General features: G+C 68.5%; 17 protein-coding genes. 7 read left to right on the top strand and 10 right to left on the bottom strand.

Features of this window, described 5'->3' with window-relative positions; genetic code table 11:
- On the top strand, positions 1-744 hold the full coding sequence (locus V8246_RS12565) for an anti-sigma factor (protein ID WP_336189531.1): 744 nt from the start codon (positions 1-3) through the stop codon (positions 742-744).
- A gap of 39 nt (positions 745-783) precedes the next feature.
- On the opposite strand, the gene V8246_RS12570 is transcribed toward V8246_RS12565, so the two are convergent.
- Positions 784-1,650 (bottom strand): methyltransferase, encoded by an 867-nt coding sequence (locus tag V8246_RS12570; RefSeq protein WP_336189456.1) that lies wholly within the window; start codon positions 1,648-1,650, stop codon positions 784-786.
- A 143-nt stretch (positions 1,651-1,793) separates the two neighbouring features.
- Here V8246_RS12570 and V8246_RS12575 point away from each other — a divergent pair, with 143 nt between their 5' ends.
- On the top strand, positions 1,794-2,822 hold the full coding sequence (locus tag V8246_RS12575; protein WP_336189457.1) for an NADP-dependent oxidoreductase: 1,029 nt from the start codon (positions 1,794-1,796) through the stop codon (positions 2,820-2,822).
- A 9-nt stretch (positions 2,823-2,831) separates the two neighbouring features.
- Here V8246_RS12575 and V8246_RS12580 read toward each other — a convergent pair whose 3' ends face one another.
- The 3 genes from V8246_RS12580 to V8246_RS12590 all read right to left on the bottom strand — a co-directional run bounded on the left by V8246_RS12580 (position 2,832) and on the right by V8246_RS12590 (position 8,223).
- A complete protein-coding gene (locus tag V8246_RS12580) occupies positions 2,832-5,537 on the bottom strand; it encodes a bifunctional acetate--CoA ligase family protein/GNAT family N-acetyltransferase (protein WP_336189458.1) in 2,706 nt (901 codons plus the stop codon).
- A gap of 67 nt (positions 5,538-5,604) precedes the next feature.
- Positions 5,605-7,314, bottom strand: coding sequence for a bifunctional isocitrate dehydrogenase kinase/phosphatase (aceK, locus tag V8246_RS12585; RefSeq protein WP_336189459.1), 1,710 nt, complete (start codon positions 7,312-7,314; stop codon positions 5,605-5,607).
- 30 nt (positions 7,315-7,344) lie between these two features.
- On the bottom strand, positions 7,345-8,223 hold the full coding sequence (locus tag V8246_RS12590) for a LysR substrate-binding domain-containing protein (RefSeq protein ID WP_336189460.1): 879 nt from the start codon (positions 8,221-8,223) through the stop codon (positions 7,345-7,347).
- 109 nt (positions 8,224-8,332) lie between these two features.
- Here V8246_RS12590 and V8246_RS12595 point away from each other — a divergent pair, with 109 nt between their 5' ends.
- Complete coding sequence (locus V8246_RS12595) at positions 8,333-8,557, top strand: hypothetical protein (RefSeq protein WP_336189461.1); 225 nt, start codon at positions 8,333-8,335, stop codon at positions 8,555-8,557.
- Between the two features lie 148 nt (positions 8,558-8,705).
- Here V8246_RS12595 and V8246_RS12600 read toward each other — a convergent pair whose 3' ends face one another.
- From V8246_RS12600 to queF, 4 genes are all read right to left on the bottom strand, one after another.
- Positions 8,706-10,931 carry an NADP-dependent isocitrate dehydrogenase gene (locus V8246_RS12600; protein ID WP_336189462.1) on the bottom strand — a complete coding sequence of 742 codons (2,226 nt, stop codon included), beginning with the start codon at positions 10,929-10,931 and terminating at the stop codon, positions 8,706-8,708.
- 242 nt (positions 10,932-11,173) lie between these two features.
- Positions 11,174-11,656: a hypothetical protein gene (locus V8246_RS12605; protein ID WP_336189464.1), complete on the bottom strand. Its 483-nt coding sequence runs from the start codon at positions 11,654-11,656 to the stop codon at positions 11,174-11,176.
- A 31-nt stretch (positions 11,657-11,687) separates the two neighbouring features.
- On the bottom strand, positions 11,688-11,993 hold the full coding sequence (locus V8246_RS12610) for a LysM peptidoglycan-binding domain-containing protein (RefSeq protein ID WP_336189465.1): 306 nt from the start codon (positions 11,991-11,993) through the stop codon (positions 11,688-11,690).
- Between the two features lie 108 nt (positions 11,994-12,101).
- Complete coding sequence (gene queF / locus V8246_RS12615) at positions 12,102-12,920, bottom strand: NADPH-dependent 7-cyano-7-deazaguanine reductase QueF (protein WP_336189466.1); 819 nt, start codon at positions 12,918-12,920, stop codon at positions 12,102-12,104.
- Between the two features lie 69 nt (positions 12,921-12,989).
- On the opposite strand from queF, the gene V8246_RS12620 reads away from it, so the two are divergent.
- The 4 genes from V8246_RS12620 (at position 12,990) to V8246_RS12635 (ending at position 17,043) form a co-directional block, all read left to right on the top strand.
- The gene (locus V8246_RS12620) at positions 12,990-13,409 is read left to right on the top strand and encodes a protease inhibitor I42 family protein (protein WP_336189467.1); all 420 of its coding nucleotides are present in this window, start codon (positions 12,990-12,992) and stop codon (positions 13,407-13,409) included.
- A gap of 75 nt (positions 13,410-13,484) precedes the next feature.
- Positions 13,485-14,795 carry a lytic murein transglycosylase gene (locus V8246_RS12625; RefSeq protein WP_336189468.1) on the top strand — a complete coding sequence of 437 codons (1,311 nt, stop codon included), beginning with the start codon at positions 13,485-13,487 and terminating at the stop codon, positions 14,793-14,795.
- On the top strand, positions 14,792-15,658 hold the full coding sequence (locus tag V8246_RS12630) for a D-hexose-6-phosphate mutarotase (protein WP_336189469.1): 867 nt from the start codon (positions 14,792-14,794) through the stop codon (positions 15,656-15,658). The genes V8246_RS12625 and V8246_RS12630 overlap by 4 nt, the downstream gene beginning before the upstream one ends.
- 101 nt (positions 15,659-15,759) lie before the next feature.
- A complete protein-coding gene (locus tag V8246_RS12635; RefSeq protein ID WP_336189470.1) occupies positions 15,760-17,043 on the top strand; it encodes a TCR/Tet family MFS transporter in 1,284 nt (427 codons plus the stop codon).
- A 54-nt stretch (positions 17,044-17,097) separates the two neighbouring features.
- Here the strand turns inward: V8246_RS12635 and V8246_RS12640 are convergent, their stop codons facing one another.
- Together V8246_RS12640 and V8246_RS12645 are read right to left on the bottom strand one after the other, a co-directional pair.
- Positions 17,098-17,556: a PepSY domain-containing protein gene (locus tag V8246_RS12640; RefSeq protein WP_336189471.1), complete on the bottom strand. Its 459-nt coding sequence runs from the start codon at positions 17,554-17,556 to the stop codon at positions 17,098-17,100.
- 127 nt (positions 17,557-17,683) lie between these two features.
- Entirely contained in the window at positions 17,684-18,859 is a 1,176-nt protein-coding gene (locus V8246_RS12645; RefSeq protein WP_336189472.1) for a benzoate/H(+) symporter BenE family transporter, read from the bottom strand.
- Between the last annotated feature and the right edge of the window lie 45 nt (positions 18,860-18,904).

Below are 18,904 nucleotides of genomic sequence, written 5' to 3' on the forward strand. Positions count from 1 at the left end.
CTGCACGACGCACCCACGGACGACGACCTGCATGCCTACGTCGATGGCCGGCTCGACCCCGCGCGCCGTGCGTCCGTCGTCGCCTGGCTGGAGGCGCATCCCGAGCGTGCGGCCGAGATCGACGGCTGGAAGCGCGATGCCGAACGCCTGCGCGTGTTGGCCGCCAACCCCGAGTATTGGGCGCCTAACCCGTCGCTGGCGCCCGCACGGGTCAGGCGTCGGCTGCAGGCGCGGCGTCGCCGGCGCCTGGGTATCGCCGCGTCGTGGGTGTTTGCCTTCGTCATCGGCGGTGGCGTGGGTTGGCAGATGCACGAGCTACGCCCGTCGCCTTCGAACCTGCCCATGGCGGATGCGGTGGCCGCGTACCGCCAGTTCGCCGAGGCCGATGCGCCGCCGATGGAATTCGACACGGCCCGTGCGGACGACCTGCAGCGCTGGCTGCTGCGTCACTTCGGCGAGGCCGGACGGATGCCCGATCTCAGCCAGGCCGGGTACCGGCTGATGGGCGGTCGCCTGCTGTCCACCGAGCAGGGCGCCGCCGCGATGCTGGTCTACCAGGACGGATCGGGCGCGCGGGTCGGCTTCTATCTGCGGCCGCGTGGCCGGCTGGCCGGCGATGGACAACGCCGCGATGGTGACCTGCTGGCGCAGTACTGGTCCCGCCGCGACACCAGCTTCGCGCTGGTCAGCGATGCCGCCGATGCCGCTGCGCGCGCATTGCCGCGTCTGCTGGAGAACGGCTGACCGCCGGTGCGGCCCCGGACGGGCCGCACCGGGCGCGACTCAACGCGGTTTCACGAACCGCAGTGTCATGCGGTCGCTCTCGCCGATGGCCTGGTACTTCGCGCGGTCGGCTTCCGGATGGTTGTTGGATGGCGGCAACGTCCACACGCCGTTCGGGTGGTCCTTGGTGTCCTTCGGGTTGGCGTTGACCTCGCTCTTCGCGTCGAGGCGGAAGCCCGCGGCTTCGGCCAGCGCGATCACCTGCGCCTCGCTGACGTAGCCGGTATCGTCGTCGGCCGCCACATCCCGGTTCGCCCGGTGCTCCACCACGCCCAGCACGCCGCCCGGCTTCAGCACGGCGAAGAAGCCCTTGAACATGCCCTCGGCCTGGTTGGCGCTGCGCCAGTTGTGCACGTTGCGGAAGGTCAGCACCACGTCGGCGGAGCCTGCGGTGCCGAACACCGGCGCGGCCGGGTCGTACTTCACTACGGCGGTCTTGTCGAACTGCGCCGGACCGTCGGCGAACTTCTTCTGCAGCCCGTCCAGGCTGCGCTGATAGTAGTTGCGGCTCTTCTCGGACGCCTTGGCCGGGTCCACGACGGCGGCGACATAGCGACCCTTCGCCTTCAGGTAAGGCGCCAGCACCTCGGAGTACCAGCCGCCGCCGGGCGTGATCTCCACGACGGTCTGCGTGGGCGTCACGCCGAAGAACGACAGCGTTTCCCGCGGATGGCGATATACGTCGCGCGCCACGTTCTTCGGGTCGCGCCACTCGCCCTTCAGTGCCGCATCCAGTGCGGCCGCGTCGGCGGCGGGCAGCGTCTGCGCGGCGTCCGCGGGCTTGGCCGGCGAGGCGGCGAACGACGCTTGCGAAGTGGCCAGTGCAGTCACCAGCGCCAGGGACAGCGGAACAATGCGGATCGTCATGTGTCAGCCCTCCAGAAAGGTGCGCGGAGCCTAGCACGCGGTCTGTTCACCGGGCATCGCGGCCGTCGCAGCATGGGCACGCTTCACCGCACGCGGACGCGGCATCGCTAGACTGCCTGTCCTGGCTGCTCCGGAGATCGCTCATGACCGCCCACGACGCCACGCAGAACACCCGCATCGTGCTGGCCGCGCGTCCGCGCGGCGAGCCGACCGCCGACGACTTCCGTGTGGAACACGTGCCGCTGCCCGTGCCCGGCGAGGGCCAGGTGCTGCTGCGCAACCGCTACCTCTCGCTGGACCCGTACATGCGCGGCCGCATGAATGCCGGCCGTTCCTACGCCAAGCCGGTCGAGATCGGCGAGGTGATGGACGGCGGCACGGTGTCGGAAGTGATCGATTCGCGCCATCCCGACTTCCGGACCGGCGACATGGTGCTGGCGCACGGCGGCTGGCAGACGCATGCCGTCGCCGATGGCCGCCTGCTGAAGCGCAGGCTGGATGCGCGTGCTGCGCCGCTGACCACCGCACTGGGCGTGTACGGCATGCCCGGTTTCACCGCCTATGTGGGCCTGCACGAGATCGGCAAGCCGCAACCGGGCGAAACCGTCGTGGTCGCCGCGGCCAGCGGCCCGGTCGGCGCGACGGTGGGACAGATCGCGAAACTGCAGGGCGCCCGGGCCGTCGGTATCGCCGGCGGCGAGGCCAAGCGTGCCTACCTGCGCGACGCACTCGGTTTCGACGTGGCGCTGGATCACCGTGCGCCGGACTTCGCCGACCAGCTTCGGGCCGCCTGTCCCGACGGCATCGACGTGTATTTCGAGAACGTCGGCGGCGCGGTCTTCGATGCGGTCGTGCCGCTGCTCAACGACTTCGCCCGCATCCCGGTGTGCGGCCTGGTGGCGCACTACAACGACACCGCGCTGCCGCCTGGCCCGGACCGCATGCCGTGGCTGATGAGCCAGATCCTGACCCGCCACCTGACCGTGCGCGGCTTCATCCAGCACGACTTCATCGCGCTGTATCCGCAGTTCCTGCGCGAGATGGGCGGATGGCTCGCTGACGGGAAGATCCGCTACCGCGAGGACATCGTGGAAGGCCTGGAGAACGCCCCGCGCGCGCTGATCGGCCTGCTGCGCGGGGAGAACTTCGGCAAGGTGGTGGTGAAGCTTTAGGCGGCGAGCCTATGCGTTCGCCGCTACCGGCAGGTTGACGTTCATCAGGGTGGGATCGTCGGGATCCAGCTTCACGGTGAAGCCCAGGCTTTCGCACATCGCCAGCATGGTGCGGTTCTCGCGCAGCACCTGGCCCTCGATGACCTTCAGGCCCAGCCATCGCGCGTACTCGATCATGATCTGCATCAGCTTCCAGCCGATGCCGTGGCCCTTCAGGTCCGAGCGCACCAGGATGCCGTACTCGCCCTTCTCGTAGTTCGCGTCCGCGTGCAGGCGCACCGCGCCCAGCATCTCGTGCGTCTGCGGATGGATCGCCACCAGCGCGATCGAGCGCGCATAGTCGAGCTGGGTCAGGCGCGCGATGAATTCGTGGCTGAAGTGACGCACCGACTGGAAGAAGCGCAGGCGCAGGTCTTCGTCGGTCACGTGGGTGAAGAATTCGCGGAACATCGCATCGTCTTCCGGCCGTACCGGGCGCACCAGCGCCGGCTGGCCATCGGCGAGCTCGATGGTGCGTTCCCATTCCTTCGGATACGGGAAGATGGCGAAGCGCGGATGGCCGCGGCCCTTGTGCAGCGCACGCCCGCGCGCCACCGCGATGCGGGCATCGACGGCCACCACGCCTTCGCGGTCGGCCAGCAGCGGGTTGATGTCGAGCTGCTGGATCTCGGGGATATCAGCCGCCAGCTGCGCCAGCTTCACCAGCACCAGCGCGACGGCGCGCTCGTCGGCGGCCGGCACGTCGCGGTAGGCCTTCAGCACACGCGACACGCGGGTGCGCGCGATCAGCTCGTGCGCCAGGCGCAGGTCCAGCGGTGGCAGGGCGACGGCCTGGTCGTTGATCACTTCCACGGCGGTGCCGCCCCGACCGAAGGCGATCACCGGTCCGAACACGGGGTCGTCGGCGATACCGGCGATCAGCTCGCGCGCCTTCGGCCGCAACACCGTCGGCTGCACCAGGACGCCTTCGATGCGCGCCTCGGGTCGGCGTTCGCGGGCGCGCTGCAGGATGCCGGCCGCCGCCTCGCGCACGGCGCTGGCGTTCGCCAGGTTGAGGCGGACGCCGTCCACATCGGACTTGTGCGGAATGTCGGGCGAGAGGATCTTCACCGCCACCGTCGCCCCCTCGGCCAGCAGCGGCGCCGCGATGCGGGCGGCGTCGTCGGCGTCGTCGGCGCGCCACAGCGGCGCCATCGGGATGCCGTACGCGGCGAGCAGCTGTGTGGTGGCCAGCGGATCCAGCCAGGTCTGGCCGGCATCCAGCGCGGCGTCGACCAAGGCGCGCGCCAGGGCCACGTCGGGACTGAAGTCCTCCGGCAGGCTGGGCGGCGTCTCCATCAGCGCGGCCTGCACCTCGCGGTGGCGCACCAGGTGCATGAAGCCGGCGACGGCGTCCGACTCGTTCGGATAGCGCGGCACCTGGGCGGCGTCGAGCAGGGCTTCGGCCTGCGGGTCGTTGCCCAGCCAGACGGTGAAGACCGGCTTCTGCGTGCCGTGGCCCGGCCGTTGCGACAGCACGCGGGTGACGGCGTGGGCCGCTTCCGATGACGACGACAACACCGTGGGCACGTTGACTGCGAGCAAGGCGTCGTTGCCGGGGTCGGCCAGCAGCGCCTCGATCGTCGCGGCGTAGCGGTCGGCATCGATGTCGGTCAGCAGGTCCACCGGATTCGTGCGCGACCAGCCCACGGGCAGGATGCGGTCCAGCGCATCGCGCGTGGTCTCGGACAGCGTGGCCAGCGTGCCGCCCTGTTCGTACAGGTGGTCGACCGAGAGCGCACCGACGCCGCCGCCGTTGGTGAGGATGGCGAGCCGCCGGCCCTGGAATGGGCGGACCTGGCCCAGCGTGCGCGCCGCGGCGAACAGCTCGTGCAGCGAGCGAACGCGCAACAGCCCCGCCCGTCGGAAGGCGGCGCCGTAGACCGCGTTGGGTCGCGCCAGGTTCTGCGTATGCGTGCTGCCGGCCGGCGTGACCAGCGGACTCCCGCCATGGCCGGACTTCACCACCACCACCGGCTTGGTGCGCGCCGCCGCGCGCGCGGCCGACATGAACTTGCGCGCATCGCGGATGGCTTCCACGTACAGCAGGATGGCGCGCGTGCGGCTGTCGGTGGCGAAGTAGTCCAGCAGATCGGCGAAATCCGCGTCCAGCGCATCGCCCAGCGACACCACGGCGGAGAAGCCGACCGGCTGGCTCATGCTCCATTCCACCAGCCCGCCGGAGATGGCGCCGGACTGGGAAATCAGCGCCAGGTCGCCCGCCTTCGGGAAGCGGCTGGCGAGGCTGGCGTTGAGGCGCGCATGCGGCGCGATGACGCCCAGGCAATTCGGGCCGAGCACGCGCAGGCCCTTCTCGCGCGTCAGCGCCTCCAACTGCGCAGCCGGCGAACCCGGGCCGCTGCCCATCGCGGCGGTCAGTACGACCACCGCGGCGGCGCCCTTCTCGGCCGCCTCGGCGGCGAGCTGCGGCACGGTCGCCGCCGGCGTGGCGATCACCACCAGGTCCGGCGTCCACGGCAGCTCATGCAGGTGGCGCACGGTCGCCACGCCGTCCATCGGCGAGGGATGCTTGTTGACCAGGCCGATGGGGCCGCTGAAGCCGGAGGCAAGCAGATTCTCCACCACCGCGCGGCCCACCGAACGCGGGCGCGACTGGCTGCCGACCACGGCCACGGCGCGCGGGCGGAAGATCGAGTCGAGGCGGTAGGTGCTCATGGCGGGAAGGCGGTCTCCTCGGTGCGGCTAGGGTAACGCGCCGCCTGTTGCGCGGACTTGCGCGCCGTCACGCCAGCCTGAGCGCGTCCGGATAGGGAGGAGTATCGGGATAGTCGCCGGCGGCGAGGTGCGACTGAAGGTCGCGCCACCAGGCCGGACGGAACAGGTCGCCGTGCGCGGCCTTCAAGGCCTTCGCCTGCGTCTCGGGCAGGCCGAGGAACTGCGGGAACCGCTCCGGGAACACATCGCCCGCATCCACATGGAACCAAGGCGCATCGGCCATCTGCTCTTCGTAGGTCGTGGCCTGCGGCCAGTCGCGGAAGCGGCAGTCGGTGACCAGCCGCAGCTCGTCGTAGTCGTAGAACACCACGCGTCCGTGCCGCGATACGCCGAAGTTCTTCAGCAGCATGTCGCCGGGGAAGATGTTGTTGCGCGCCATGTCCTTGATGGCCTGGCCGTAGTCGAGCGCGGCCGCGCGCCCGGCCTCGGCCTTCTGCTCGCGCAGGTACAGGTTCAAGGGCCGCAGCCTGCGCTGCACGTAGCACAGGTGGACGATCAGGTCGTCGCCATCTTCGCTCAGGCTGTGCCCGCAGCTTTCGCGCAGTTCATCCAGCAGGGCGGGCGCGAAGCGTGCGCGCGGGAAGCGCAGGTAGCGGAACGTCTGCGTGTCCAGCAGGCGACCGACGCGGTCCAGATGGAAGACCAAGTCGTACTTGTCCTCCACGTCCTGCCGGCTCATCGCCTTGGGGTAGGCGAAGCGGTCGCGGATCACCTTGAACACCAGCGGATAGCTGGGCAGGGTGAACACCGCCATCACCATCCCGCGCGTGCCTTCGGCATGCACCAGCTGTTCGTCCGGCTGCGCGGCGAAATGGTGGAAGAAGGTGCGGTAGCGTTCGGTCTTGCCCTGCTTGGCACGGCCCAGCACGGTGTAGATCTCGTCGATCGGCTTGCCCGGCAGCAGCGAGCGCAGGAACACCACCGCGTCGCCGACCGTCGCCAGGTCGGCATGGAAGTAGCTGCGCGAGGTGCCGAACAGGTGCGCCACGTCGGCCCGGCGGGTCAGCACAGCTTCCGCCTTCAGCTGGCCGCCGTCGTTGACCAGGGCGATCACGCACGGCGAGAACCGGTGCTCGCCGAACACGCGGCCCACCAGGTAGGCGCGGCGCTCGCGGTAGAACACGGTATCCAGCAGTTCGATGGCGCGTACAGGCTGGGCGCCCCAGTGCGCCAGGTCGTCCTGCAGCCGCACCGCGATGGCCGCTGCGCAGCGCGTGCGGTGCGCGTAGGGCACGTCGAAGCCGTAGTCCGCCAGCACCCGCGCGAAGGTCTCGGTCGGCCGCTGCTCCGACACCGCATAGCTGTGGCGCGCGACCGGATGGGTGATCGCATCGGTGGGCTCGACGTCGAGCGCGACGAACTCCAGGGCCGGGTCCACGCCGCGGATGCGGAAGAAGCGCCGGCTGAGCGTGTTGTAGAAGGTCTTGTAGAGCTCCTGGTCGATCTGTCCGGCGACCAGCGCCTCGAACGCACCACGTGCGGCCATCCACAGCGACCGGTCGTGGGCCTGCCCCAGCAGGACCGACTGCAGCCGCAGCGCGCATTCGGCGATGCACTGGTCGTACAGTTCGATGCGTTCGACGGCATCGGCGCGCGCAGCAGCCCAGTCCTGCGTCTCGAACCGCGTCTTCGCCCGCCGGGTGATCTCGGCGAACCGCGCGTGGTAGTCCGCGAACGCGTCGTGGATCAGGCGGGCGATGGCGTCGGCGGGAACCATGCGCGCGATGTTAGCGGGGACGTGCTGGAGTCATCGCTCCACCGCCACGCCGGCCTGCTCCAGCAGCCAACCGCGCACCTTGCGGAAGCCCGGATGGCCCAGGCTGCGTTCCGGATACACCAGGTAGTGGGCGAAGTCGGCCTGCAGGCGCTTCTTCGTCAGCGTCACCAACCGCCCGGCCTTCACCAGCGGCTCGGCCAGCGTCCAGCGCGCCAGCGCCACACCCACACCCTGCGCGGCGGCCTGGTGCAAGGTCTCGGTGTCATCGAACTGCGCCACGTAGCGCGCCGGCGGCTGACCGCCGAAATGCTCGAACCAGTCCTTCCAGCGGTTGGCCGGATCGCCCAGCAGCGGCAGCTTGGCCATCTGGTCCGGCGCCGGCCGGCCGTGCTGCTTCAGAAGCGCCGGGCTGGCGACCGGCGTGATCCATTCGGGGAACAGGAATTCCGCGTGCACGTTCGCCCAGCGTCCGCCGCCCAGCCGCAGGGCGAGGTCGACGGGCTCGCGCTCGAAGTCGACCACGTGCGTGCTCGACTGCAGGTTGAGGCCCAGCTCGGGATGCGCGGCAAGGAACGCCGGCAGGCGCGGCACCAGCCAGGCCGTGGCCATGGAGGGGATGAGGCTGAGCGTCACCGTGTGGTCGTTGCGCAGCGTCGCGCGCCGCAGGGCGTGGTCGATGGTGTCGAGCGGCCCGGAGATCGCATCGAACAGGCGCTGCCCGTCGGGCGTCAGTTCCACGCCGCGCGGGCCCCGTGCGAGCAGCTTGTGGCCTAGCCGCTGTTCCAGCAGGCGCATGCGGTGGCTCAGCGCGCTCACGGTGAGGTGCATGGCCTCGGCGGCACGGGTCAGGTTGCGCAGGCGCGCGGCCGTGACGAAGGCATCCACCTGGTCCAGGGGAAGTCGGCTCATCTTGAACACACCTCAAGGCTGGCTTGCGGAGCTTTCGCTTTTTCGCAGCGAATCATGCGCCTACCTTGGGAGTCCTTCAAGCCGGACACCGGCGCCACGGAGCAGTCCCATGCAAACCGGAACCAGGAAGCAGTGGTGGCAGCAGCTGGGTGGAATGAGCCAGGGCATGCTGTTCCTGCAAGGCCATATCGCCCATGACGACAGCCCGCTGCCGGAACCCGTCCACCGGCACCACGTCCACGACGCAGCAGGCCAGGCCCGCCATCGTGAAGCGGTACAGCGGCTGGGCGCACGCCGCCTGCGCGCGATGACCTCGCTGTCGATGTTCCGCTGAGCACCCGCCAGCGTGGGAGCGACGTCAGTCGCGATTGGCCACCGCGGCGGTTCATCGCGACTGACGTCGCTCCCACCGGAACCGACCCGAAACAAGACGCCCGGCGTGAAGCCGGGCGTCGGTGATGCAGCGGCGGCTGGACGGTGCCTTACAGCGCGGCCAGCGCCTCGTTGAACATCTTGCTCGGTCGCATCGCGGCGGCGGTCCTGGCGAGGTCGGGGTGATAGTAGCCCCCGATGTCGATCGCCTTGCCCTGCGCGCCGTTCAACTCGGCGAGGATGGTCGCTTCGTTGTCGGCCAGCGTCTTCGCCAGCGGCGCGAACTTCGCCTTCAGTTCGGCGTTCTCGTCCTGCGCGGCCAGCGCCTGCGCCCAGTACAGGGCCAGGTAGAAGTGGCTGCCACGGTTGTCGAGCTCGCCGACCTTGCGCGCGGGTGACCTGTTCTCGTCCAGGATGCGGCCGTTGGCCACGTCCAGTGCATTGGCCAGTACCTTCGCCGGCGTGTTGAGGTAGCGCTGGCCCAGGTGCTCCAGCGACGCCGCCAGCGCGAGGAATTCGCCCAGCGAATCCCAGCGCAGGTAGTCCTCTTCCAGGAACTGCTGCACATGCTTCGGTGCGGAACCACCGGCGCCGGTCTCGAACAGGCCGCCGCCGGCCATCAGCGGCACGATCGACAGCATCTTGGCGCTGGTGCCCAGCTCCATGATCGGGAACAGGTCGGTCAGGTAGTCGCGCAGCACATTGCCGGTCACCGAAATCGTGTCCTGGCCCTTGCGGATGCGCTCCAGCGACACCTTCATGGCCTCGACCGGCGGCAGGATGCGGATGTCGAGATTGTCGGTGGTGTAGTCCTTCAGATAGCGCTCGACCTTGGCGATCACCTGCGCATCGTGCGCGCGGGACTTGTCCAGCCAGAAGATCGCCGGCGTCCTGCTCAGGCGCGCGCGGCCGACGGCCAGCTTCACCCAGTCCTGGATCGGCGCATCCTTGGTCTGACACATGCGCCAGATGTCGCCCGCTTCCACTTTCTGTTCGAACACCACCTGGCCGGCATCGTCGGTGACGCGCACGGTGCCATCGGCGGGGATCTGGAAGGTCTTGTCGTGGCTGCCGTACTCCTCGGCCTTCTGCGCCATCAGGCCGACATTGGGCACGCTGCCCATCGTGGCCGGGTCGAACGCGCCGTTCGCCTTGCAGTCCTCGATCACCGCCTGGTAGATGCCGGCGTAGCAGCGGTCGGGGATGACGGCCTTGGTGTCCTGCAGCTTGCCTTCGGCATTCCACATCTTGCCGGAGTCGCGGATCATCGCCGGCATGGAGGCGTCGACGATCACGTCGCTGGGCACGTGCAGGTTGGTGATGCCCTTGTCGGAGTTGACCATCGCCAGGGCGGGGCTGTCCGCATACACGGCCTGCAGGTCGGCCTTGATCGCCTCCTGCTGATCGGCCGGCAGCGCGCCCAGGCGCGCGTACAGGTCGCCGATGCCGTTGTTGGCGTCGAAGCCGATCTGCTCCAGCAGCGCGGCGTGCCTGGACAGCGCCGTCTTGTAGAACTCGTTGACGACCACGCCGAACATGATCGGGTCGGAGACCTTCATCATCGTGGCCTTGAGGTGCAGCGAGAACAGCACGCCCTGCGCCTTCGCATCGGCGATCTGTTCGGCCACGAAGGCGGCCAGCGCCTTGCGGCTCATCGCCGATGCATCGACGATCTCGCCCGCCTTCACCTTCACCTTGTCCTTCAGCACGGTGACCGTGCCGTCGGCGGCGACCAGTTCGATCTTCAGCGCGCCATCGGCGGCCAGCGTGGCCGACTGTTCGCTGCCGAAGAAGTCGCCGGCGGCCATGTGGGCGACGTGCGACTTGGAATCCGCACTCCACGCGCCCATGCGGTGCGGATGCTTGCGGGCGAAGTTCTTGACCGACAGCGGTGCGCGGCGGTCGGAATTGCCTTCGCGCAGCACCGGGTTCACCGCGCTGCCCTTGACCTTGTCGTAGCGCGCCTTGGCGTCCTTTTCCTTGTCGTCCTTCGGTTCGTCCGGGTAGTCCGGCAGCGGGTAGCCCTGGGACTGCAGCTCCTTGATGGCGGCCTTCAGCTGCGGCACCGAGGCGCTGATGTTGGGCAGCTTGATGATGTTGGCTTCCGGCTGCGTCGCCAGCTGGCCCAGCTCGGCCAGGTCGTCGCTGATCTTCTGCGCATCGCTCAGGTAGTCGGGGAACTGCGACAGGAGGCGGCCGGCCAGCGAGATGTCGCGGGTCTCCACGGCGATGCCGGCGGGTGCGGTGAACGCCTCGACGATGGGCAGCAGCGACTGAGTGGCGAGGAACGGGGCTTCATCGGTGAGGGTGTAGATGATGCGGGGCGTATCCGACATGGGGACAAGGGCTCTCGACAAGGGGCGATGGGGAACTCAGCGCGCCATTGTCGCGCGCCGCCGCACGCAGGGCAAAACGAGGGGGTATGGACGGGACCGGGCTTTCCACGCACGGCCGGTCACGCCGGGAAGGTTGCGGGTGGAACTTTCCGAAGCCGGTATCCGCGCAAAAAAAAGCGGGCGTGGATTCCTCCACGCCCGAGCTTGCCCCACACACGTGGGAGAGAGACTTGCCTTGCGGATTACTTGACTTCGATTTCCTGGGTCATGCCGACCGGCTGGCCGTTCAAGGTCACGTCGACCTTGTACTTGCCGGCGGGCCAATCAGTGGCCTTGGTGAACTCGATGTTGGTGGTGCCCGCGTCCTCGGCCTTAACGGTCGTGGACTGCTTGGCGGCTTCCTGGCCGTCCTGGAAGGTCAGTTTGGCCTCGATGGTCGCGTCGGCCGGCGTGGTGGCGTCGGTCTTGACCGACACGACGATCTTGTCCTTCACGCCGAACATGCCAACGGCCGCGACAGATTTGTCCGCTGCAATCGTGTTGCCGACGGTGACGCTGGTCGCGCTGATGGGCATGGGGGCAGGTGCGGGTTCGGCGGGTGCAGGCGCCGGTTCAACGGCGGCCGGCGGCGCGACGACGGGTTCTTCCTTCTTCTTGCAACCGACCAGAGCGACGGTGCCGACCAGCGCGGCGGCCAGGGCGTAGGAAATGCGGTTCTGTTTCATGGGTTCGATCCTTCTGAAAAAGTGGTGCCAATCAGGCGTCAGCGGGTTTGGGCGGCAGCTTGATCACCTGCCCGGGGAAGATGCGGTCGGGATCGTCGATGGTGTCGCGATTGGCTTCGAAGATCTGCTTCCACGCATTGGCGTTGCCGAGGTGTTGCTTCGCGATCTTGGAAAGCGTGTCGCCCTTCTCGATCGTGTAGGTCTGCTGACCCACGATCTCTTCGGTGCTCTCGACGCGCGCACTGACGTCGGAGAAATCCGCTTTCTCGACGATCTGTTCGGTTGACGTCACCTTCGCGCTGACGTCCGAGAAATCGGCCTTCTTCTCTGTGCTCATGGCAACCACCCTTCCTGGCGGGCTGTTGGGATGAGCAAGCGTTGCACGCGCGCTGTTAAGAAACCATAGCGCGCGCGTGAAATCGCCTCAATTGTTAGTTGTGCAACATTACTGCCGCAGGTCGCGCTTCATCGGCGGGACCTCCATGTCGGCCGTGGCACGCCACGGATTGATGTCCAGCCCGCCGCGACGGGTGTAGCGCGCTTCGACGGACAGCGACGAAGGCCGGCAGTGCGTCAACACATCGTGAAAGATCCTTTCGACGCACTGCTCGTGGAATTCGGCATGGTCGCGGAAGCTCACCAGGTAGCGCAGCAACTCGACGCGGTCGATGCGCGGGCCGCGGTAGCGGATGACCACGGTCGCCCAGTCGGGCTGGCCGGTCACCGGACAGTTCGATTTCAGCAGTTCCGATGACAGCGTCTCGTCGACCTGTACTTCAGGATCGGCGGCCAGGAACTCGGCGCGCGGGGGGCCGTAGTGGTCGATCTCCACATCCACGCCATCGATCGATTCGCCCTCGGGTGCCTCGGCGAGCGGCGGCAGGCCGAATACCACACCCACGTCCGCGCCGGCGCGGGCCGACAGGTCGGTGGCGATGCGCTCCAGCACCGCGGCGTCGCTGTTGAAGCGCGTGCTGTTGAGCGAGTTGAGGTAGAGCTTGAGCGACTTGGATTCGATCAGGCAGGGCGATGCGCACGGCACCGTCAGGGTGGCGGTGGCCACGCGCGGCTTGCCGCGGGCATCCAGCCAGCTCAGTTCGTAGGCATGCCAGCGGTCGTGGCCGACGAAAGGCAGGGCATCGGCGGCGATGCCGATCTCATCGCGCGCGCCCTGGCGCGGGATGGGAAACAGCAGGGTGGGGTCGTAGTGCGCGGGATACGCCACCTCGCGACCCAGCGAGGAATCCTGGGGGGTGTTGTTCATGCGGCCATTCTACGGACGGGGCCTAAAGCGGCGGTGTATAACGCACCCGTTTCTACTGAGGGCGCGACGATGAGGGCATGGGGGGTCACCGGTTTGTGCGTGCTGCTGTCGGCCTGCGCCAGCGGAGCGGCGGCGGATGGCGGACCACCCGACACGTTGCCGGACGACGGCATCGTCCGCCCCGCGGGCACGGCGCCGGTGGCGATGCGGGTCGGTCAGGTCCTGGAGATCGCCCTGATGTCCAACGCCAGCACCGGCTATCAGTGGGAGTTCACCGCAGACGGGGCTCCCGTCCTGGCGCGCACCCCGGGCCCGGCCACGCCGCCGCCGATGGATACACAGCCGCCGATGCCCGGCGCTTCGTCGATCGCGCGTTGGTGGTTCCGGGCGGAAAAGGCCGGCGAGACGACCGTGCGTCTGGAATACCGGCGGCCCTGGGAGACGCGGCCGCCGGTGGAGGTGGTGGAATACCGGATCGAGGTGCGCTGACGGTACTGCAGGGTCGCAATCGCGCGTCGCACAGGGCAAAGTGGCGCCTCCCCCCAGAAGGCCAGGGAGGCCGAGATGAGGTCCAACGCGACCGTCCTGCTGCTGTCGATGGCGATGGTGGTTCCCGCCATCGCGCAGACGCTGCCTGCATCCGGTGCAACGCCACCGCGTCCATTGCCTGTCACCCCGGCGCCTGACCCGGCGGCGCCGACACCCGCGCCGGACCCGCTGTTCGCCACCTGCATGACCCGCCTGCGCGGCGTCACCGAGAAGCAGGGCGTCACGACGGCCAGTTTCGACACGTACACGCACGGCCTGGCCGCCGACATGAGCGTGCTGGGCCTGCTGGATGCGCAGCCCGAGTTCACCACGCCGCTGTGGGACTATCTGGCGGCCCTGGTCGACGACCAGCGCGTGAGCGATGGACAGGCCATGCTGACCACGCACGCCGAACTCCTGGGCCGGGTATCGCAGGCCTATGGCGTGGACCCCGCCACCGTCGTCGCGGTGTGGGGCGTGGAGAGCGACTACGGCCGCGTATTCGGCAAGCGACCGCTGCTGGTGTCGCTGTCGACGCTCTCGTGCTTCGGCCGGCGACAGGCGTTCTTCCGCGGCGAATTCCTCACCACGCTGAAGCTGCTGCAGGCCGGCGACATCCGTGCCGACGGACTGACCGGATCGTGGGCCGGGGCGTTCGGCCACACGCAGTTCATGCCCAGCACGTACGAACGCATCGCGGTCGACTTCGATGGCGATGGGCGACGCAACCTGATCGACAGCATTCCCGACGCGCTGGCCTCGACCGCAAACTACCTGGTGAAGTCCGGCTGGCGTACCGGCGAGCCGTGGGGCTACGAAGTGCAGTTGCCTGCAGGCTTCGATGTCGCGCAGGCCGGCCGCACGAACCGCAAACCATTGACCCAGTGGGTCACGCAGGGGGTCGCCCGCGTCGACGGGCAGCCGTTACCGGCGGATGACCGCGCAGCGGCGGTGCTGGTGCCCACCGGCGTCACGGGGCCGGCGTTCCTCGTGTTCAAGAACTACGACGCGATCTATTCGTATAACGCGGCCGAAAGCTATGCGTTGGCCATCGCGCTGCTGGCCGACCGCCTGCGCGGCGGCAAGGGGCTGCTGACGGGGTGGCCGACGGACGACCCAGGCCTGGGCCGTCCGCAACGCCGAGAACTGCAGACGTTGCTGCTGGCGCGCGGGCATGCGATCGGTACCGCGGACGGCATGATCGGCACGCAGACGCGGCGCGCGATCGTCCTTGAACAGCAGCGTCTGGGCCTGCAGCCCGCCGATGGCCGCGCGGGGGCGAAGATCCTCGCCGCGCTGAAGGCGGAAGGGCCGCCGGTCGCACCACCGCAGCGAGGAACGCCATGAGCGCGCTCCCCGATGGCATCACCCGCGAGGTCTGGCACGACATCGACGTACTCCGCGTCGAGACGCCGTCGTCCACCGCCCGCATCAGCCTGCATGGCGGACAGGTGCTGTCGTTTGCGCCCGCCGGGTTCGACGATCTGCTGTGGCTGTCGCCGACCACGGCGATGCCGCCGAAGGCGATCCGCGGCGGCGTGCCGGTGTGCTGGCCCTACTTCGGCCGACAGGGACAGCCGGACGATGCACCCCAGCATGGCCATGCGCGCGTCTCGCGCTGGCCATTGAAGGAGGTGAAGCGCGAAGCCGACGGCAGCGTCGTGCTCATGCTGGCGCTGCCGCTGCGCGAGGGCGTGCCGCTGGAGCTGGTCCAGACGGTGCGGGTCGGGCGCGAGCTCCGGCAAAGCCTGGACACCGTGCACCGCGGCGAGTCGGCGGTGACGCTGACCCAGGCGCTGCACACATACTTCCGTGTCGCCGACGCGACGCAGGTGGCAGTCACCGGCCTGGATGGCCTTCGCTACGCGGACAAGTACGACGGCGATACGCACGCGCAGTCCGGCGACTGGTCACTGAACGATGCGCGCGATCCCGGCCGCAGCGATCGGATCTACACCGGCACCGGTCATCGGTTCGAGCTGATCGATCCCGCGGGTGGTCGGCGCATCCGGCTGGACACCTTCGGCAGCCGTTCGCTGGTGGTGTGGAATCCCGGTGAGGCCGGGACCCGCGCCATTGCCGACCTGCCCGGTGATGGGTGGCAGAAGTTCCTCTGCCTGGAGGCCGCGAATGCCGGCGAGGACGCCATCGAGCTGGAGCCGGGACAGCGGCACCGGCTAAGCCAGGTGATCTCGGTGACGCGGTTGTAGGAGCGCCCTCGGGCGCGATGCTTTTTTCGCCCAGGTTCGGGAGCAGAAGCATCGCGCCCGAGGGCGCTCCTACAGGCGCCGGCACGGTGGGCGGCGGTCCGATGCCCTACACTTGCGCACCTTTTCGCCGGTTCCGTTCCGTGAACGCCGAAGCTTCCGCACCCGCCGGCCGCCGCGCCGCCCTGGTCTTCATCTTCATCACCGTGCTGATCGACATCCTGTCCTTCGGCGTGATCATTCCCGTCCTGCCCGGCCTGGTCCGCCAGTTCACCGGTGGCGATTTCGCGCAGGCGGCGTGGTGGGTGGGCACCTTCGGCATGCTGTTCGCCGCCATCCAGTTCGTCTGCACGCCGATCCAGGGCGCGCTGTCGGACCGCTTCGGTCGCCGCCCCGTCATCCTGTTGTCCTGCCTGGGCCTGGGTATCGACTTCGTGCTGATGGCGCTGGCGCAGTCGCTGCCGTGGCTGCTGGTCGCCCGCATCTTCTCCGGCGTGTTCTCGGCCAGCTTCACCACGGCCAATGCCTACATCGCGGACATCACCGCGCCGGAAAAACGCGCGCAGGCGTTCGGCATGATCGGTGCAGCGTTCGGCGTGGGCTTCATCATCGGCCCGATCATCGGTGGCCAGCTCGGCGCCATCGACCTGCGGCTGCCGTTCTGGTTCGCGGCCGGACTCGCGCTGCTGAACTTCCTGTATGGCTGGTTCGTGCTGCCGGAGTCGTTGCCGAAGGAGCGCCGCACGGCGAAGTTCGACTGGTCGCACGCCAATCCGGTCGGGTCGATGGTGTTGCTCAAGCGCTATCCCCAGGTGTTCGGCCTGGCGGCGGTGGTGCTGATCGCGAACCTGGCGCACTACGTCTATCCCAGTGTGTTCGTGCTGTTCGCCGAATACCAGTATCGCTGGAACGAACGACAGGTCGCCTGGGTACTCGCTGCCGTCGGCGTGTGCAGCGTGATCGTGCAGGCGGGTCTTGTCGGTCGCGTCGTGCCGAAGTTCGGCGAACGCCGCACGCTGCTGTTCGGGCTGGCCTGCGGCGTGGTCGGCTTCTGCATCTATGGCATGGCGGACCTGGGCTGGATGTTCCTGATCGGTCTGCCGATCAGCGCGCTGTGGGGCCTGGCCGGCCCGGCCACGCAGGCGTTGATCACCCGGCAGGTCGGCGCCGACGTGCAGGGCCGCGTGCAGGGCGCGCTGATGAGTCTGGTCAGCCTGGCCGGCATCGTGGGGCCGATGATGTTCGCCGGCACGTTCGCGCTGTTCATCGGCAAGGCGGCGCCCGCGCACCTGCCGGGCGCACCGTGGTTGCTGGCGGCGCTACTGCTCGCCATCGGCTGGCTGGTGGGCTGGCGCTTTGCCCGGCCGCCATCAGCGGCAGCGCAGTGATGCGAAGAAGGCCGCCCAAGGGCGGCCTTCTCCGTTACGCGGCCTGCGCGATGATCAATCGTTCTCGACGTGGATGATCTCGCCGGTGTTGGCGGCCAGGTGGATCTCGACGTCATTGCCATCGGCGCGTTCGGCCTCGGCCTTCCAGACGCCGTCGTCGAAGTCGACGTCATGGATCTTGGAATAACCGGCGGCCGTCAGCTTGGCTTTCACATCGTTCTCGCTGAGGTCGGACACGAGCTTCTCGGCGATCACGTCGCCGGTGGCCGGATTGATGCGCACGTCCACGCGGTCGCCATTGGCGCTGGTGGCATCCGTTTCCCACATGCCGTCCTCGAAATCGAGGTCGTCGATGTTCGTGTAGCCCCTCTCGGTGAGCAGGGCGCGCACCTGCGGTTCCTTCAGGGCGTCCTTGCCGGCCGTCGGTGCCGGCGCCTGCGCGAAGGCGGCGCCCGACAATGCGGCGAGTGCGGCCACGGTCAGCAGTCGATGGCGCGGGTGAACGTTCTTCATTGGGAATCTCCTGTGAGGATGGTGGGCCGATCCTGCCCACGCCCCCATCACCCGCAGGTGAATCCGAGCCGCTGAAACTGAACACTCCACGCCGCGTTCACCCGCATGAGCGGAATGCGAACGTGGGTCAGGTGCGACGCAGCACCATCAGCGTCATCACGCCCGCCAGCAGACCCCAGAACGCGGAGCCGATGCCTGCAAGCGACAGGCCCGAGGCCGTGACCAGGAACGTCACCAGCGCAGGCTCGCGCTCGGCTTCCTCGCGCAATGCCGCCGCCAGGCTGTTGCCGATGGTGCCCAGCAGGGCAATACCGGCGATCGCGAGGATCAGCTCCTTCGGGAACGCAGCGAACAGCGCCGCCACCGTGGCGCCGAACAGGCCGACGACCAGATAGAACACGCCGGCCGCGATGGCGGCCACATAACGACGCGAGGCATCCTCGTGTGCTTCGCGGCCCATGCAGATCGCGGCGGTGATCGCGGCGAGATTCAGCGCGAACGCGCCGAACGGCGCCAGCAGCAGGTTGACCACGCCGGTCCAGCCGACGACGGGGGAGATCGGGATCGCATACCCCGACGCGCGGATCACCGCCACGCCGGAGACGTTCTGCGACGCCATCGTCACGATGAAGAGCGGCAAAGCGATGCCGACGATGGCGACGAGCGAGAATGTCGGCGTGGTGAAGACCGGCTTCGCCAGCTGCAGGGACAGGCCGTCCACGCGCAGCAGCCCAAGTCCGGCAGCGAAGGCGATCCCGACCAGCAGGGTCAGGATCACGGCGTAACGCGGCAGCAGACGGCGGGCGAGCAGATATACCGCGAACATCGTCAGTACCATGCCCAGCTGCGTTTTCATTGCGGCGAACGCGTCGATGCCGAAGCGCAGCAGCACGCCGGCCAGCATGCCGGACGCCAGCGAGACCGGGATGCGGCTGATCATCCGTTCGAAGAAACCCGAGAAGCCCGACACCGCGATCAGCAATGCCGAAATGAGGAACGCACCGATCGCATCCGACAGCGGCAGCCCGGCGACGCTGCCGATCAGCATGGCCGCGCCGGGCGTGGACCACGCGGTCACCACCGGCATGCGGTAGCGCAACGACAGGCCGATGCAGGTCAGTCCCATGCCCAGGCCGAGCGCCCACATCCACGAGGAGATTTCTTCCGGCGAGGCGCCCAGCGACTGCGCCGCCTGGAACACGATCACCGCCGAGCTGGCGAAGCCGACCAGGACGGTGACGAAGCCGGCCGCGATGGCGGACAGGGAAAGGTCCTTCAGCAGGTGGCGGGAGGGGGTGTTCATGCGTTCTGCCGTTCCTGTAGGAGCGACGTAAGTCGCGACCGTAAT

The organism is Pseudoxanthomonas sp. F11 (genome assembly GCF_037046485.1).
In the GTDB taxonomy this organism is placed as follows: domain Bacteria; phylum Pseudomonadota; class Gammaproteobacteria; order Xanthomonadales; family Xanthomonadaceae; genus Pseudoxanthomonas_A.

What these genes read in the sequence shown, in the direction of transcription:
- V8246_RS12570 (WP_336189456.1), bottom strand. Translation starts at nt 1,650, where the DNA reads ATGACGATCCGCATTGTTCCGCTGTCCCTGGCGCTGGTGACTGCACTG.
- V8246_RS12575 (WP_336189457.1), top strand. Translation starts at nt 1,794, where the DNA reads ATGACCGCCCACGACGCCACGCAGAACACCCGCATCGTGCTGGCCGCG.
- V8246_RS12580 (WP_336189458.1), bottom strand. Translation starts at nt 5,537, where the DNA reads ATGAGCACCTACCGCCTCGACTCGATCTTCCGCCCGCGCGCCGTGGCC.
- aceK (WP_336189459.1), bottom strand. Translation starts at nt 7,314, where the DNA reads ATGGTTCCCGCCGACGCCATCGCCCGCCTGATCCACGACGCGTTCGCG.
- V8246_RS12590 (WP_336189460.1), bottom strand. Translation starts at nt 8,223, where the DNA reads ATGAGCCGACTTCCCCTGGACCAGGTGGATGCCTTCGTCACGGCCGCG.
- V8246_RS12595 (WP_336189461.1), top strand. Translation starts at nt 8,333, where the DNA reads ATGCAAACCGGAACCAGGAAGCAGTGGTGGCAGCAGCTGGGTGGAATG.
- V8246_RS12600 (WP_336189462.1), bottom strand. Translation starts at nt 10,931, where the DNA reads ATGTCGGATACGCCCCGCATCATCTACACCCTCACCGATGAAGCCCCG.
- V8246_RS12605 (WP_336189464.1), bottom strand. Translation starts at nt 11,656, where the DNA reads ATGAAACAGAACCGCATTTCCTACGCCCTGGCCGCCGCGCTGGTCGGC.
- V8246_RS12610 (WP_336189465.1), bottom strand. Translation starts at nt 11,993, where the DNA reads ATGAGCACAGAGAAGAAGGCCGATTTCTCGGACGTCAGCGCGAAGGTG.
- queF (WP_336189466.1), bottom strand. Translation starts at nt 12,920, where the DNA reads ATGAACAACACCCCCCAGGATTCCTCGCTGGGTCGCGAGGTGGCGTAT.
- V8246_RS12620 (WP_336189467.1), top strand. Translation starts at nt 12,990, where the DNA reads ATGAGGGCATGGGGGGTCACCGGTTTGTGCGTGCTGCTGTCGGCCTGC.
- V8246_RS12625 (WP_336189468.1), top strand. Translation starts at nt 13,485, where the DNA reads ATGAGGTCCAACGCGACCGTCCTGCTGCTGTCGATGGCGATGGTGGTT.
- V8246_RS12630 (WP_336189469.1), top strand. Translation starts at nt 14,792, where the DNA reads ATGAGCGCGCTCCCCGATGGCATCACCCGCGAGGTCTGGCACGACATC.
- V8246_RS12635 (WP_336189470.1), top strand. Translation starts at nt 15,760, where the DNA reads ATGCCCTACACTTGCGCACCTTTTCGCCGGTTCCGTTCCGTGAACGCC.
- V8246_RS12640 (WP_336189471.1), bottom strand. Translation starts at nt 17,556, where the DNA reads ATGAAGAACGTTCACCCGCGCCATCGACTGCTGACCGTGGCCGCACTC.
- V8246_RS12645 (WP_336189472.1), bottom strand. Translation starts at nt 18,859, where the DNA reads ATGAACACCCCCTCCCGCCACCTGCTGAAGGACCTTTCCCTGTCCGCC.